11 protein-coding genes are annotated in these 14,748 nt (G+C 50.6%); 4 read left to right on the top strand and 7 right to left on the bottom strand.

What is annotated here, in order from left to right; translation table 11 throughout:
- Nucleotides 1-15 precede the first annotated feature (15 nt).
- On the bottom strand, nt 16-408 hold the full coding sequence (tssD, locus tag BMY16_RS13710; protein WP_139207236.1) for a type VI secretion system tube protein TssD: 393 nt from the start codon (nt 406-408) through the stop codon (nt 16-18).
- Between the two features lie 414 nt (nt 409-822).
- Here tssD and BMY16_RS13705 point away from each other — a divergent pair, with 414 nt between their 5' ends.
- On the top strand, nt 823-1,542 hold the full coding sequence (locus BMY16_RS13705; RefSeq protein WP_091843537.1) for an acid phosphatase: 720 nt from the start codon (nt 823-825) through the stop codon (nt 1,540-1,542).
- On the opposite strand, the gene BMY16_RS13700 is transcribed toward BMY16_RS13705, so the two are convergent.
- Both BMY16_RS13700 and BMY16_RS13695 read right to left on the bottom strand, forming a co-directional pair.
- Nucleotides 1,535-3,619, bottom strand: a complete 2,085-nt coding sequence (locus tag BMY16_RS13700) for a TonB-dependent receptor (protein ID WP_170836120.1) — start codon at nt 3,617-3,619, stop codon at nt 1,535-1,537. The two genes, BMY16_RS13705 and BMY16_RS13700, sit on opposite strands and share 8 nt — an antisense overlap.
- 50 nt (nt 3,620-3,669) lie before the next feature.
- The gene (locus tag BMY16_RS13695) at nt 3,670-4,020 is read right to left on the bottom strand and encodes a DUF2946 domain-containing protein (RefSeq protein WP_091843536.1); all 351 of its coding nucleotides are present in this window, start codon (nt 4,018-4,020) and stop codon (nt 3,670-3,672) included.
- A 127-nt stretch (nt 4,021-4,147) separates the two neighbouring features.
- Between BMY16_RS13695 and BMY16_RS13690 the strand changes: the two genes are divergently transcribed.
- The 3 genes from BMY16_RS13690 to BMY16_RS13680 all read left to right on the top strand — a co-directional run bounded on the left by BMY16_RS13690 (nt 4,148) and on the right by BMY16_RS13680 (nt 8,906).
- Nucleotides 4,148-6,364 (top strand): glycoside hydrolase family 3 C-terminal domain-containing protein, encoded by a 2,217-nt coding sequence (locus BMY16_RS13690; RefSeq protein ID WP_091843533.1) that lies wholly within the window; start codon nt 4,148-4,150, stop codon nt 6,362-6,364.
- A gap of 177 nt (nt 6,365-6,541) precedes the next feature.
- A complete protein-coding gene (upp, locus tag BMY16_RS13685; RefSeq protein WP_091843531.1) occupies nt 6,542-7,198 on the top strand; it encodes a uracil phosphoribosyltransferase in 657 nt (218 codons plus the stop codon).
- A 28-nt stretch (nt 7,199-7,226) separates the two neighbouring features.
- Nucleotides 7,227-8,906, top strand: a complete 1,680-nt coding sequence (locus BMY16_RS13680) for a nucleoside kinase (protein ID WP_091843528.1) — start codon at nt 7,227-7,229, stop codon at nt 8,904-8,906.
- A 1-nt stretch (nt 8,907) separates the two neighbouring features.
- Here the strand turns inward: BMY16_RS13680 and BMY16_RS13675 are convergent, their stop codons facing one another.
- The 4 genes from BMY16_RS13675 to BMY16_RS13660 form a co-directional block, all read right to left on the bottom strand.
- Nucleotides 8,908-9,963, bottom strand: coding sequence for a hypothetical protein (locus BMY16_RS13675; protein ID WP_091843526.1), 1,056 nt, complete (start codon nt 9,961-9,963; stop codon nt 8,908-8,910).
- A gap of 89 nt (nt 9,964-10,052) precedes the next feature.
- Complete coding sequence (locus BMY16_RS13670) at nt 10,053-11,552, bottom strand: SLC13 family permease (RefSeq protein WP_170836119.1); 1,500 nt, start codon at nt 11,550-11,552, stop codon at nt 10,053-10,055.
- A gap of 171 nt (nt 11,553-11,723) precedes the next feature.
- Complete coding sequence (locus tag BMY16_RS13665; protein WP_091843523.1) at nt 11,724-12,731, bottom strand: 2-oxoacid:ferredoxin oxidoreductase subunit beta; 1,008 nt, start codon at nt 12,729-12,731, stop codon at nt 11,724-11,726.
- Between the two features lie 3 nt (nt 12,732-12,734).
- Nucleotides 12,735-14,579, bottom strand: a complete 1,845-nt coding sequence (locus tag BMY16_RS13660) for a 2-oxoacid:acceptor oxidoreductase subunit alpha (protein ID WP_091843520.1) — start codon at nt 14,577-14,579, stop codon at nt 12,735-12,737.
- Nucleotides 14,580-14,748 lie beyond the last annotated feature (169 nt).

The raw sequence follows: 14,748 nt of genomic DNA, 5'->3' as shown, positions 1-14,748 counted from the left end.
ACCTTTTACTTTAGGTTATGCCCAATCGTTCTCGTACTTCACGTTGCCGAACTCGATGGCCTTACAGGTGATCTCGATCTCCTCGAAGTGACCCATCTTGTCCTCCCACTTCTCTTCGAAGTTGATGCAGTAGCCGTTGGTGAACTTGATGCTCTTCATCTCCTTGTTGGTCTTGGTCTCCAAGAACTTGATCTCACCGTTCTTCGGGAGGCTGCGCTCTGTCATCCAAGCGAGCAGGTCGGGGGTGCCGTCGTTGAGGGCCTTCACGCGAACCCTGATCTTACCGCCGCGGGGGATACCTGCCATCTGTCCTTCTACGTCTGTTGCCTGATTGAACTCGTAAGTTACCATCAGTACTTCTCTCTCTTTGTAACCGTCAACGGTCATTGAAACTGGAGTCTTTGCCATAATTTGTTTCCTTTCTTTAATTTTAAATTGTTAAACTTATTATTTTTACTTTTTACTATTTTACTTTTTACTGTCGTTCAGAACTTGTTTTGTCTGATTGAGCTTCGCTCGAAACCGCTTCCGCTCGAAATAGCTCGAATTGCATTCGGCTCTTTGCTCGCTTAATTGCGGTTTTGACGATGCAAAGATACGACGAAAATATGCCTCATTCCAAGTTTTTTCTTCAAATTCTCTTGTGAAGCATGCGACACAGGCCTCCTATTGCGACAAAGGCGGGAAATGCCTGCAAAATCTGTCGCAAAAGTCGGAAAATAGCCAAAGAAAAATGAAAAGTTTTGGTGTTATCAGTTATTATTTGTACTTTTGTCGCTGCAAATACAGTAATTAATCAATCAACTCATTAAAAACCGACTTATGAAAAAGATTCTGATGATGGCCTTTATGCTGACCACAGCCGTTTCTACCTTTGCTCAGAATGAGGCAAAACCGTATTTCTCTCCCAAGGAGATGCCCAACATGCTGAAGTGGTGCCCTGCTCCCCCAGATACTATCGGAGCAGCGTTCACCTATGACATTATGCAGTATATGTGGGGTAAGGAAATGCGCAACAATAAGGAGCGCGCAGACATTGCCGTGCGCGATGCTGTCTATAGTCTCGAGTGTATCTTCCAGGAATTCAGCGAGCCCTTCGGCCTGCAGATGTCTAAGGAAGATACGCCCGAGATCTATACACTTTTGCGTGATGCCAAGGTCACTTGTGAGATTATGACAGGATGGCCCAAGTATTATTATAAGCGGAAACGTCCGTTCATGCGCTTTAACGAGCCCACCATGACTCCCAATGACGAGCCGTCGTTGCGCCGGAATGGTTCCTATCCCTCAGGTCATACCGCTCTTGGCTGGACTACTGCCCTGTTGCTCTCGGAGATTAATCCAGAGCGTGCCGACACCATTCTGGCTCGTGGCATGATGTATGGTGAGAGTCGCGTGATTGTGGGTGCCCACTGGCAGAGCGACGTGGATGCCGGCCGCTTGGCAGCCTCCGTGCTCTATGCCCACATGCACACCAGCGATCGTTTCCTGGAACAGATGCGACGTGCACGACAAGAGTTCCGCAGCAAGAAGGTCAAATGACGGGAATAATGACTTTGAATACAACGTTACGTCCCATGTTGTAGACACCCTGACGACCTGTGGCATTGTTCATATCACAGTACTTCAGACGACTCAGATGGTTCTGGTAAGCCGTGTTCAGCAGGTTATCGACTGTCACGTAAATCTCTGCCACCTTTTTCTTGCGGATGTTCAGATCGGTACCGGCTGAAAGGCTCAGCAGCGTATAGCTGGGCGTGCGCGTCTCGGTATCGTCAACCTTATAGTAGTGGTTCTGGGCAAGATCGCACTCCAGTCCCAGAGCCACGAAGGCATTGTTCAGCGTCTTGTGGCCGTGATGACTTAACTCGTATTTCAGTTCAGAGGTCCAGCGTGGGGCAGGGGTCATGGGCAGGTATTTGGCTTCCTCACTGGCGTGCATCTGCTGGGCATCCACGTAAGAAAAGGTGTTTTGGAAGTGGACACAGTGGATGGGATGGAAATCCACTCCAGCCTCAAAGCCCAGCAAACGGGCGTCGCCCTGTGTATATTCATAGGTACGGAACCCCTCTTCCATCACGAGGTCGATACGCTTGGAGAAGATGTAGTTCTCGATGCGGTTGGCAAAGAGTGCCAGCTGGGCAGAGACATACTGTGAGGTAAAATCAAGTCCGAGGTCTGCCTGCCAACTATATTCTGGCTTCAGATCGGGGTTGCCGATCTCATAACGCAGCGTGCCCTCATGGATACCATCGCTGCCCAGTTCGCTCATGTTTGGTGCCCTGAACCCACGTGCGATGTTCAGGCGCAGGTTCAGGTGCTCATTGGCATTCCATACGGCTCCTATGCTGCCTGTTACGCCACTGAAATTGCGTGAATTGAAGTCCAGATGACGATTGTCAAAGCGCAGGCCACCGTTCAGTGTCAAACTGTTGAGTGACTTGCTGACTGTGGCGTAGACACCAAAGTCGAAAAGCTTGTACTCAGGAATCAGTGACTCCTCACCCAGATTCAGTGACTGCTGCCACATGCCATTGACGCCACCAGCCATCTTCCATCCATTCAATTCTTGCGAGAGGTAACGCAGGTCGTAGGTGATGGTGTGGAGTTTGAAATAGAGCTCATACTCATCTTCATCGTCCTCAAACTCCTGACGGCGGTTCTGCTGATAGCCGATAATCGCCTTCAGCCAACCTTTCGGCAGGTTCAGCGAGTTGTCCCATACGGCTTTGTAGTGCTTGATCTGTTGGAAGGGCAGGGCCTTCGAGTAGGTCTTTACGTTGTTTGTTGTGCACTCCAACTCGCCTGTCACCTCGTTGCGCTCACCCTCCACGATGCTGGGAGTCTGGTGGTAGGTGGCCCATGTCAGGTGGGAGTAACCCCAGCGTTTGTTCAGTCCTAGCATCAAACGGCCTGCCCGTTCAGTAAACTGAGAACCAGGCACATAGCCATCGTACTTGTTTTTGTAGGCGTGGGCATATTTGTCCGAAAAACGGGCATCCCAGACAAAGCCCTTCTGATTGCCAGCAAAGTTCAGCGAGTAGTCGAAGAGTCCGTTGTTGGTCTGATATTCCGTTGAAACTGTGGCCTTCATCTCCCCCTCGGGCTGGATGGGACTGCCATGGAGTATCAGCACACCCGCCATGGCGTCGCTGCCATACATCAGCGAGGCAGGGCCTTTCAGAATCTCTACCGAGTTTACGTTCTGTGCGTCGATCTCTATACCATGTTCGTCGCCCCATTGCTGACCTTCCTGTCTTACGCCCTCGCTCATCACGATGATACGGTTGTATCCCAGTCCGCGGATGATAGGTTTGGAGATGCCGCCGCCCGTAGTAATCTGCGACACACCAGGCTGGTGGGCTATGGCGTCGATGATATTGGTCGAGGTGGTCTGTCTCAGCTCCTTGCTGGAGACAATCGAGATGGGGGCTGTCGAGTTTTTGAGTTTGGTGTCGCCTGTCACACCCGTCACCACCAGTTCGTTCAGTTTCAGGTGACGGAAAAACACATCCGTAGAGTCCGACGGATGCTCGTGGTTATAATGGTGCTTATGCTCCTGGGCCGCCACTGCCGTGCATATCCACAGCAATGACAGGATGAAATATAGTTTTTTCATTCTGTAAAGTCTAAAAATTAATAATGTGTATGAATGCTATCCCGAAATGATTATAGCATGAATGGCGGCCCTCGGGTGTACAGGACAGACGGTTCCTCTTGTATCAACCTACTGTTCAGGAAGAAACGCCTGTTCTGTGCTAAGACAACCAGCGGCATCAGAACGATGATGGCTGCTGTTGTGTAAACCAAATGGAGGAACTGACAGAGCAGGCAGTCGTCCAAGTGGTCGACGGATGTGGTGAAATGGCCAGAGTGATGCACATGGTGGGCGCATTCCGTACAGTCGATAGCTGCACTGGCCACAGCCTCATGGCGGTGCAAACCCGACAGTAGCAGCATCGATACGAATACCGACAGCAGCAACCATGCTATACTAATCCTTTGACCCTTTCTGTTCATTTCCGCTGCAAAGGTACAAAAACTTCCTAAACAATCCTAAATGTTAAAGCAAATAATGTGTATTTTCATTAATAATTGGTATCTTTGTGCTCAGAATCAAGTAAATATAGGTATAACTAACTGAAAAATGAAACGACAATTACTAAACTATGCTGCCGTCGTCATCTTGTCAGCATCAGTGACGACGAGCCAGGCACAGACATATCCAAGTCGTCTGCTGCAAAACGAACCCCAGATTGAATCCATCATCAAGAGCATGACACTCGAGGAAAAGATCAACATGCTCCATGGTAAGAACATGTTCTCCTCTGCTGGCATCCCACGACTCGGCATCGCCGATGTGGAATATGCCGACGGTCCTTTTGGCATCCGAGAGGAGATGGAGCCACACTCATGGAACTCCGCTAATCTAACCACCGACTCTGCCACTTTCTTCCCTACAGGCTCGGCACTGGCTGCCACCTGGAGCACAGAGTGGGCCTATGCCTATGGAAAGGGCATGAGCCGTGAGGCCCGTCTGCGCGGTAAGGACATGATTCTGGGGCCTGCCATCAATATCCAGCGTATTCCCACAGGCGGACGAACCTACGAGTATCTGAGCGAGGATCCGCTACTCAGTGGTATGTTGGCTGTTGCCTATACCCGAGGTTCACAGGATGACGGAACGGCTGTCTGCCTGAAGCACTATGCCTTGAACAACCAAGAAGACTATCGTGGTTTTGTGGATGTGCGTATCTCAGATCGCGCCATGCATGAGATCTATCTGCGCCCCTTCGAGATGGCTGTTCGCGAGGCTGATGCCTGGGGCGTGATGGCAGCATATAATAAGGTAAATGGGCGCTGGTGCTCAGAAAACGAGCATCTGCTGACTACCGTCCTGCGCCAGCAATGGGGATTCCCGGGTATGGTGATCAGCGATTGGGGTGGCGTCCATTCTACCGTTGATGCAGTAACGGCAGGCATGAACGTCGAGATGCCTGGCAGTCGGTTTATGGGTCAGGCATTGCTCGATTCTGTCAAGGCAGGAAAGGTGAGCGAGGCTGTCATCGACCAGCGGGTACGTGAGATCCTGCGTGTTCGCCTGACGGTTAAGCCTGTTGCCAAGGAGGTTGCCAATAGTCTGCCCGTAGGTAATCCAGAAGAGATGGCTACGGCTCTTGAAGTGGCCCGTCGTAGCATCGTACTCCTGAAGAACGAGGCGTTGCTGCCCATCGATCTCAAGCGTGTCAAGCGTATCGCCGTCATCGGAGAGAATGCTGTTACCAAGATGGCCTTAGGTGGTGTGGGGGCAGGCGTGAAGACCCGCTGTGAAATCACGCCTCTCGAAGGATTGCAGACCCTGCTTGGCAACAGCGTGTCCATCACCTATGCACCAGGCTATAAGAGTTTCGATCGTGAGAGCCGTAATAAACGGATGATCCCTCAGCAGCCCGCTGACAGACAGCTGATGGCTGAGGCTGTAGAGGCAGCGAAGAAGGCCGACCTCGTCATCTTCTTCGCTGGCGACAACCGTGAGGTGGAGACAGAGGGTTCCGACCGTAAGAGCATCATGCTTCCCTCCGGGCAGGATGAGCTGGCTACAGCATTGGCCAAAGCCAATCAACGACTCGTGACTGTTATCGTATCTGGCGGACCTGTGGATATCAGTACTGTAAATAAGGTGTCGGGTGCCTTATTGGCCTCGTGGTTTAATGGCTCTATGGGTGGTAAGGCGCTGGCGGAAGTCCTGACGGGTAAGGTGTCGCCCTCGGGCAAGCTGCCTATGACGTGGCCTAATCGTCTGGAGGATGTGCCAGCCTACACTACGGGCACCTATCCCCAGCATATCGACAATAATAACCAGGGTGATATCTTCGTAGACATCACCCGTAACCGTAGCAACGACCGCAGGCAGCAGCTCATTGCCAACTACGCAGAAGAGAGCCTGGTGGGTTATCGTTGGTACGACCGCAAGCAAGCGCCAGTGGCCTATCCTTTCGGGTTTGGCCTCTCCTATGCTCAGTTTGTGTATAGCAATCTGGAAGTTCAGCCTACCTCCGAAGGCTTCGACGTGAAGTTTGACCTCGCCAATACCTCCGCTGTTGATGCTGAAGAGGTGGCCCAGGTCTATGTATCGCGTCCCTCTTCGAAGATAGAGCGTCCAGTGAAGGAGCTCAAGGGTTTTCAGCGTATCGCCCTGAAGGCTGGTGAGCGCAGGACTGTCACAATCCCTGTCCGTCGTGCTGACCTCTGCCATTGGGACGAATCCTCTCAATCCTGGATGCTGGAGTCTGGGGCCATGACCGTTCTCGTTGGCGGCTCTTCCGACAGTCTCCCGCTGAATAAGGATACAGCCATTTTCTAGGTGTCAAAACTATAGCAGAAGTTTACCCGGAGTAAAGTCCCAGTTTACTCCGGGTAAACTTCCACTTTACTCCGACTAAAGTCCAAGTGGGCGTGGCAATTAAAATAAATCGGGATTTATTTTGTAATTTGCTCGATTTGCACTAACTTTGCACCCAAACTTAAAACATTTATTGATATGCAAGTAGTAGATTTCAGTAAGAGCAATTCCATCATCAACCTCTATATGTCGGAGTTGCGCGACAAGAATTATCAGAAGAACCGCCTTCTTTTCCGTCACAATATCAAGCGCATAGGCGAGATGATGGCGTATGAACTCTCCAAGACTCTGGATTATAAGGCCAAGACGATTACCACGCCGCTTGGTACACTGGATATCCCCCTGCCTAAGGAAGATCTGGTGGTGGCTACCGTGCTGAGGGCCGGACTGCCATTCCATGAGGGATTCCTCTGCGTGTTCGATCATGCGGAGAATGCTTTTGTCTCAGCCTATCGTATGTACACCAATCGTGAGCATACGGAGGTGGGTGTACACGCTGAGTATATGGCCTCGCCAAGTGTGAAGGGAAAGACGCTGATTATCGTCGATCCGATGCTGGCCACAGGTGGCTCGATGGCGGCTGCCGTGGAGGCTTTGATGAAGTCGGGCAAGCCTAAGAAGGTGCATGTGTGCAGCGTGATTGCCGTCCCAGAAGGTCTGGAGGTGGTGAAGAGCGTACTGCCTGAGGATAGCACCATCTGGTGTGCTGCCGTCGATCCTGGCATGAACGAGCATAAGTATATTGTGCCTGGCTTTGGTGACTGTGGTGACCTTTGCTACGGAGAAAAGCTATAGAAGATAGAATACTGAACATTGATGATTGATGCTGCAGGTCAGGTGTAAGAATAATGGCAAGACGAAGAGTTTTGCGGAGGGAACATCGTTGCTCGATGTCTTCCAGGATTTTGCCGACGATATCAAACTGCCTTATCCCGTCGTGTCGGCAAAGGTGAACAATGTGTCGCAGGGGCTGAAGTTCCGTCTGTACCAGAATCGTGACGTGGAGTTTCTCGATGCCTCCGACGGCTCAGGCCGTCGCGTCTATGCACGTTCACTCTGCTTCGTGCTTTATAAGGCCACTAACGACGTGTTTCCTGGCAGCAAACTCTTTATCGAACACCCATTGTCGAGAGGCATCTATTGCAACTTCAAGAAGAAGGACGGCGTGCCTTTGACGGATGCCGACGTGGCGAGCATCTGCCAGCGAATGAAGGAGATCATCGATTCCGACATGCCTTTCCATCGCACGGAGGCCACCTTGGAGGAGGCCGTGAAGGTGTTTACCGAACGTGGCTTCCCGGATAAGGTGAAACTGTTGGAGACAAGTGGGCAGGTCTACACCTATTATTATACATTGGGCGACACCATCGACTATTATTATGGGCCGCTGGTGCCCTCGGCAGGCTATCTGAAGGTGTGGGCGCTGGAGCGTTACCACGACGGTCTGCTGCTGCGTGTGCCTGATAAAAAGAATCCGCTGGTATTGCCAGAGAAAGTGGATCAGCCTCGTACATTCGAGGTGTTTGCAGAAAAGGTGCGCTGGGATATCATCATGCGTCTCTCGAATGCGGGCGATGTGAATAAGGCTATCCTGAAGGGGTATGCCTCAGAGCTGATACAGGTGTCGGAAGCCCTGCAGGAGAAGAAAATCGTGAAGATTGCCGAGGAGATCGACGAGCGTTTCCATCGTCAGGAGAAGCCTGTAAGACTGGTGCTCATCACAGGGCCGTCATCATCAGGCAAATCTACGTTCTGCAAGCGCCTCTCTGTTCAGTTGCTGGCTTGTGGATTGAGGCCGATGTCATTCTCTACCGACGACTATTTCGTGAATCGTGTAGACACGCCGAAGCTGCCTAATGGTCAGTATGACTTTGATAATGTGGAGACTGTCGATTATAAATTGTTGGGCGACCATCTGTCGCGCCTGATGAAGGGTGAGACGGTGGAGGTGCCGGAGTATAACTTCGTGACGGGCAAACGGGAATATAATGGCAAGAAACTGCACCTCTCGGGCGACAGTGTGCTCATCATCGAGGGTATCCATGCGCTGAACCCGTTGTTGACAAAAGGCGTTGACGACAGTCTGAAGTATAAGATCTATATCTCGGCCCTGACGAGTATCTCGCTCGATGCCCATAACTGGATTCCTACGCAGGACAACAGGTTGCTGCGTCGTATCATTCGCGACTATAACAAAGGGGCTTATACAGCCCGTGAGACCATCAGTCAGTGGAAGAGTGTCTGTGAGGCCGAGGATCAGTGGATATTTCCTTTCCAGGAGACAGCCGACGTGATGTTCAATTCAGCGCTTAACATCGAGTTTGCCGTATTGCGTACGCATGCTGAGATTATTCTGGCCTCTGTGCCCAAGAATTGTCCAGAGTATGCTGAGGCCCACCGACTGCTGAGGTTCATCCATTACTTTATCCCTATTAGTGACAAAGAAATACCTCCCACGAGCATCATGAGAGAGTTCGTAGGAGGCAGTAGCTTTAAGTATTGAGCTATAACAATTTCTTTCTGAAGAAGAATAGCACCACGAGGGCCAGGGCAATGACAATGCCGACGATGACAACAATCTGCACAAACTGCTCTCTTTTCTGGGCCTCAAGCTGTTTCATCTTCAACTGGAAGTCCTGATTGATGTCGTTGACCGTCAGTGTAGAGATGTCATCGTTACGCTCGTCTTTGGCTTTGAGGAGGCTGACGAGTGCCGTATTCTCTGCTTGCAGGTCGCCTTTCAGCTTATAGATCTGGGTAAGGAAATAGAGTCTGCCGACTTTTTCCGAAATGGAATCACACATGCTGACAGCTTGGTCGTAGTCGCCGTCAAAGGCATGGCGTCCCAGATTGACATATAGGCTGTACATCCAGAAGTCCACATGGGGATTTGCTTTCTTGATATTCTCCAGTTCCCTCCAGCATCTGTCGAACATGTCTTTGTCATTATGTCCGAAGGCTACCATCGACTTCAGCGATATGGAGCTATGACGGTCTATAGGATCCTCGGAGAGCTCATAGGCCAAGTCAGCCCATTTATAGCCTTGCAGACTTTCTTCCAGACTGTTGAAGATGCAGATGTTTGCCATCGTCTGATAGATAAGCAGAAGGTCATTCTTGTCATTCAATGTTTTTGCCTTGTCTGCTGCCTTGATGAAGTATTCTTTACTGAGCTTATTGTTCTCGCGCGTACCGTAGAAAAGCCCCATCAGATAGTCAATCATGTAATAGTAGGATTCTGCATTGGCATTCAGAAGATCGTTCTTTAGCTGGATGGTCTTATCGAGTGCCTTGCTGTATTCGTTTTGATAGATGTCGTAGACAATCTCCTTTTGTCGCAGATGGTAGTATGTGTAATAGTCTCCTTTTTCTTTTGCGTAGTTGAGATATTTATTGATGGCCTGATAGAATTCATATTTGTTTGTACCATCATAATAGATGGCAACCACACGCTTCAGGTGCTCTTCCTTTGCATCGTCTGCGCTGGCTGTGATGGTACAGATACTCATCATCAGCAGTATGAGTAATGAATAAAGTCTATTGTGAGTCCAGTCGTTCATATTGCCATAATAAGAATTGTGGTGCAAATTTATAAAAAAAAAGCGAAACGCCCAAACGTTTCGCCTTTTTTTCGTATTTTTTATTGTTATCAGATGAGATGTAATGTTCCCATCAGATAGACGAGGCCAAAGCCGAGAACCATGGAGATAATACCCATGATGATTCCCATCTTTGCCATGTCGTTCTGCTTTACGTAGCCTGTGGCGAAGGCCAAGGCATTCGGCGGGGTAGAGATAGGCAGAATCATGGCACTCGAAGCAGCAATGGCAACACCGATAAGTACGGTTGGCGTGCCACCGATAGGAGCCAGCTTGTCGCCCATAGCACCGCAGACAATAGCCAAGATTGGCATCAGCAAGGCTGCCGTAGCAGAGTTGGAGATGAAGTTCGAGAGCAGATAGCAGATAGCACCACCAAGCAACAGAATGAGCAGCGGTGAGAACTCACCGAAGGGGATGCTCTCCACAGCGTTGGCAGCGAGGCCAGAGGCATTCAGACCATAACCGAGGGCGAAACCACCGGCCACCATCCAGATGACACTCCAGTTGATCTGCTCCAGATCACGCTTGTTGATGACCCCCGTCAGGGCAAACACCATGAAAGGAATCATAGCTACGGTGTATGAATTGATACCTGTGACGCGGTCGAGCAACCAGAGGGCGACTGTTACGAAGAAAGTAATGATGACCACCCAAGAGTGGAAACCCTTCTGCATGCCCCCGTCAATCTTCAGCTCAATGCGCTTCTGGGTGAAGGGGAATGTCTTCAGAAGGATGCGCCAGCTGATGAACAGAAGTAGAACTACGAGGGGGAACATGAACATCATCCACTGACCGAAGCCGAGGCCCATGTTCAGACCCTCAGGATCGTTGAGGTATTTCAGGGCGATGGTGTTAGGAGGCGTACCGATAGGGGTACTCATACCACCGAGGTTGGCAGCAACGGGAATAGACATGGCCAGAGCGATACGGCCCTTACCTTCGGGAGGCAGCTGGTGGAAAACTGGTGTCAGGAAGGTGAGCATCATGGCAGCCGTAGCTGTGTTGGATACGAACATCGAGAAAAGACCCGTGATAAGCAAGAAGCCTAGGAGTACCATCTCACTGCGGGTGCCGAAAGGCTTGAGCAATACCTTGGCCAGCTGGGCATCGAGGCCTGTCTTTGTTGCAGCAATAGCGAGCACGAAACCACCGATGAACAGCATAATCACAGGATCGGCGAAGGTGGCCATTACGCCTTTATACGACAAGAGCTTACCCACTTCTTCCTCGTTGACCATTGGAAGAATACCACTATCTGTACAGAATAGTAACATCAGCACGATGATGGCCACAGAGGTAGCCCATGACGAAACGATCTCAAGAATCCACATCAGCGTGGCAAACGCGAAGATGGCGATGATACGCTGCTGGATAACAGTCAGGTTCTGAATACCATACCACTCTGACGGCATGTTCCAGAGCACGAGAGTAACTAAGGCCACAAGGGCGATTTTAATAGCACGCTTGGTGTCGGGGTTGTACTTCCGCTGGTGACGCATCTTATGATATGTCTCTACCAGATGGAATCCTTCGTAAATATGAAACATATTGTTTGATTTAAATTAAGTTTTCGAAAACGCTTGCAAAGTTACAACATTTATGTGAAAAGAGTAAAGTGGATTGTGGACAAAGTTAGGATATTAAGTGTATAAATACACAAAATCACCCCTCAAACCTGAAGCCTAAGGGGTGATTGATATGTGGAGTTTACAAACTCGTTATTCTACTGTCCAAATGTCATTGGTCTCGAGGAGCTCGGTGAAGTTGTGGTATTTCTTCATGCCAGATACTTCTTCAAGTTGGGCATAAACAGCGTCATTGTAGGTGGGAGCCTCTACGTCGCGAATCACGCCGAGCGCGATGGGGAATCCATCGTTGTTACCCATCAGGGCGAGTTTCAGCTGCAGGGTGTTGTCCTCGCAGTGAGCATCGTGGACGAGTACGTCATCGATTGTATAGCCATCCTTGCCGATTTCTACCACCTTCAGACCGAAGCCCTGCTGTACGAGTCCGAACTCATTGTTCTCACCGAACACGAGCTTCTCGCCGTGCTTCACGTAGATGGCGTTCTTCTTACGACCTTCGTTATTATAAACCAGGTCGTGGCAGTGGTCGTTGAAGATTACACAATTCTGCAGTACCTCAGTAACTGAAGCACCCTTGTGCTCATAGGCTGCCTTCAATACCTCAACGGTGCCCTTGGCATCGGTAGCCACACAGCGGGCGAAGAAGTGCCCGCGGGCACCGAAGCAGAGTTCTGCAGGGCGGAACGGATCCTCTACTGTGCCATAAGGAGATGACTTCGAAACGAAACCACGAGGAGAGGTTGGTGAGTACTGACCCTTGGTCAGACCGTAAATACGGTTGTTGAGCAGGATCATATTGAGGTCGATGTTACGACGGTTGGCATGGATGAAGTGGTTACCACCGATAGCCAGTCCGTCACCATCGCCAGACACCTGCCAAACAGTGAGGTCGGGATTAGCTACCTTAGCTCCTGTAGCGATGGCAGCGGCACGACCATGGATGGTGTTCATGCCATAGGTAGCCATATAGTGGGGCAGACGGCTTGAACAGCCGATACCAGAGATGACTGCAACGTTCTCAGGGGCTACGCCAATCTCTGCCATAGCCTTATGGAGTGAAGCCAGGAAGAAGTGGTCGCCACAACCAGGGCACCAACGGGGCTGGCCTTTCTTGAAATCTTGTGCTGTATAACTCATAATGCTTTACTTCTTTAAAATGTCCTCGAATGCGTTGACTAACTCTTCTACCACGAAGGGCTGTCCCTTCACCTGATTGAACTGGAAGGGAACGAAGTTATCTACCTTCATGCGCAGATAACCAGCGAGCTGACCCATATTCTGCTCAGCTACTACCACCTTCTTATATTTAGAAAGAACGGCAGCTGTGTTCTTAGGCAGCGGGTTCAGATACTTGAAGTGGGTCTGGGCAACCTTGTAACCCTTTCCACGCAGCTCGTCCATCGCTGAACGCAGATGGCCATAGGTAGAACCAAAGCCCACAATCAGCAAATCGGCATCAGCATCACCGTCGACCTCAAGGTCTGGCACTTGGATGTTGGCAATCTTCTGCTGGCGCAGACGCGTCATCAGGTCGTGATTCTCAGGATTTGTAGAGATGGCACCTGTGTTAGAGTCCTTCTCCAGACCACCGAGGATGTGGGTGAAGCCCTCGCGGCCAGGTACAGCCCAGTAGCGGGTACCGTTCTCTGCACGCATATAAGGTGTCCACTTACCCTTCAGTTCCTCAGGGACATACGGGGGATTGATAGGATCGAGCTTGGCAATCTCTGGGAGTTTGAAGGCACCAGATCCATTAGCTACAAAAGCATCGGTAAGCAATACGACGGGCGTCATATGCTCGAGGGCGATTTTGGCAGCTTGATAGGCTGCATCGAAACAGTCGGTAGGACTGGTGGCTGCCATCACGGGCATCGGACTCTCACCGTTACGGCCAAAGAGTGCCTGAAGCAGATCGGTCTGCTCCGACTTCGTGGGAAGACCTGTTGCAGGACCACCACGCTGTACATCGAGTACCACGAGGGGCAGCTCCATAATCACAGCGAGGTTCATGGCCTCACTCTTCAGACAGATACCAGGACCAGAGGTAGAGGTGACACCCAGTGCACCAGCGAACGAAGCGCCGAGGGCAGAGGCACAACCGCTGATCTCATCCTCACACTGAACGGTAATTACGCCACACGACTTGTGCTTTGACAGTTCGTGGAGTACGTCGGTGGCGGGGGTGATAGGATAGGAACCCAGATAGAGTTTAAGGCCAGCCTTCTCAGCGGCGGCGATGAAACCATAGGCCGTAGCCTTGTTTCCTGTGATGTCCATATAGCGTCCGGGAACCTTCTCCTTCGACTCTACGCGATAAACGTTGATAGTCGATGAGTGCGTGTTGTGTCCGTAGTCGTAACCTGCCTGGATTACTTTGATGTTAGCCTCGGCGATAGCAGGCTTCTTGGCGAACTTCTCGTGCAGGAAATTAGCTACGAGGTTCAGGTCGCGATCGAAAAGCCAGCAGACGAGACCCAATGCGAACATATTACGGCACTTCAACATGGCCTTATTGTCCATACCTGTATCGGTCAGACAGTCCTTTACCATTGTGGTGAGCGGGCACTGAATCACACGATCTGGGTCGATATTCATCTCTCCGAGGTAGTCCTCAGTTTTAAACTGTGCCTTCTCAAGATCCTTCGGACCAAAAGAGTCTGTGTCGATGATGATGGTGGCACCCGGCTTGGCGTAACGGTACTGCGTCTTCAGGGCGGCAGCGTTCATGGCTACCAGTACGTCGCATTTGTCACCAGGGGTGTAGACCTTGCCGGCTCCGATGTGAACCTGGAATCCCGATACGCCAGTGAGCGAACCTTGCGGGGCGCGGATGTCAGCGGGATAGTCGGGGAATGTTGAGATGCCGTTACCAACGGTGGCACTAACCGTAGAGAAGATGTTTCCGGCGAGCTGCATGCCATCACCGGAGTCTCCAGAGAAGCGAACGACCACCTGGTCGAGCTCCTTCACTTCTAATTGTTCTGCCATAACTATAATTCGGTTAATTACATATTTTCTTATGGGCTGCAAAATTATTCATTTTTGACCGAATATCCAAGAAAAAATGAGAAAATATGTAGAAGATGAGCGGAAAACGCAGTATTTAACAAACGTTTGGTATATGAAATGCCGTAAAGTCGGGATTGTTGGTGTTTCA

This window comes from Prevotella sp. ne3005, assembly GCF_900110085.1.
Taxonomy (GTDB): Bacteria; Bacteroidota; Bacteroidia; order Bacteroidales; family Bacteroidaceae; genus Prevotella.
The sequence above is the reverse complement of the archived record's forward strand: the minus strand, read 5'-3'. Positions and strand labels throughout refer to the sequence as shown.

What these genes read in the sequence shown, in the direction of transcription:
- BMY16_RS13660 (WP_091843520.1), bottom strand. Translation starts at nt 14,579, where the DNA reads ATGGCAGAACAATTAGAAGTGAAGGAGCTCGACCAGGTGGTCGTTCGC.
- BMY16_RS13705 (WP_091843537.1), top strand. Translation starts at nt 823, where the DNA reads ATGAAAAAGATTCTGATGATGGCCTTTATGCTGACCACAGCCGTTTCT.
- BMY16_RS13700 (WP_170836120.1), bottom strand. Translation starts at nt 3,619, where the DNA reads ATGAAAAAACTATATTTCATCCTGTCATTGCTGTGGATATGCACGGCA.
- upp (WP_091843531.1), top strand. Translation starts at nt 6,542, where the DNA reads ATGCAAGTAGTAGATTTCAGTAAGAGCAATTCCATCATCAACCTCTAT.
- BMY16_RS13675 (WP_091843526.1), bottom strand. Translation starts at nt 9,963, where the DNA reads ATGAACGACTGGACTCACAATAGACTTTATTCATTACTCATACTGCTG.
- BMY16_RS13680 (WP_091843528.1), top strand. Translation starts at nt 7,227, where the DNA reads ATGCTGCAGGTCAGGTGTAAGAATAATGGCAAGACGAAGAGTTTTGCG.
- BMY16_RS13695 (WP_091843536.1), bottom strand. Translation starts at nt 4,020, where the DNA reads ATGAACAGAAAGGGTCAAAGGATTAGTATAGCATGGTTGCTGCTGTCG.
- BMY16_RS13690 (WP_091843533.1), top strand. Translation starts at nt 4,148, where the DNA reads ATGAAACGACAATTACTAAACTATGCTGCCGTCGTCATCTTGTCAGCA.
- tssD (WP_139207236.1), bottom strand. Translation starts at nt 408, where the DNA reads ATGGCAAAGACTCCAGTTTCAATGACCGTTGACGGTTACAAAGAGAGA.
- BMY16_RS13670 (WP_170836119.1), bottom strand. Translation starts at nt 11,552, where the DNA reads ATGTTTCATATTTACGAAGGATTCCATCTGGTAGAGACATATCATAAG.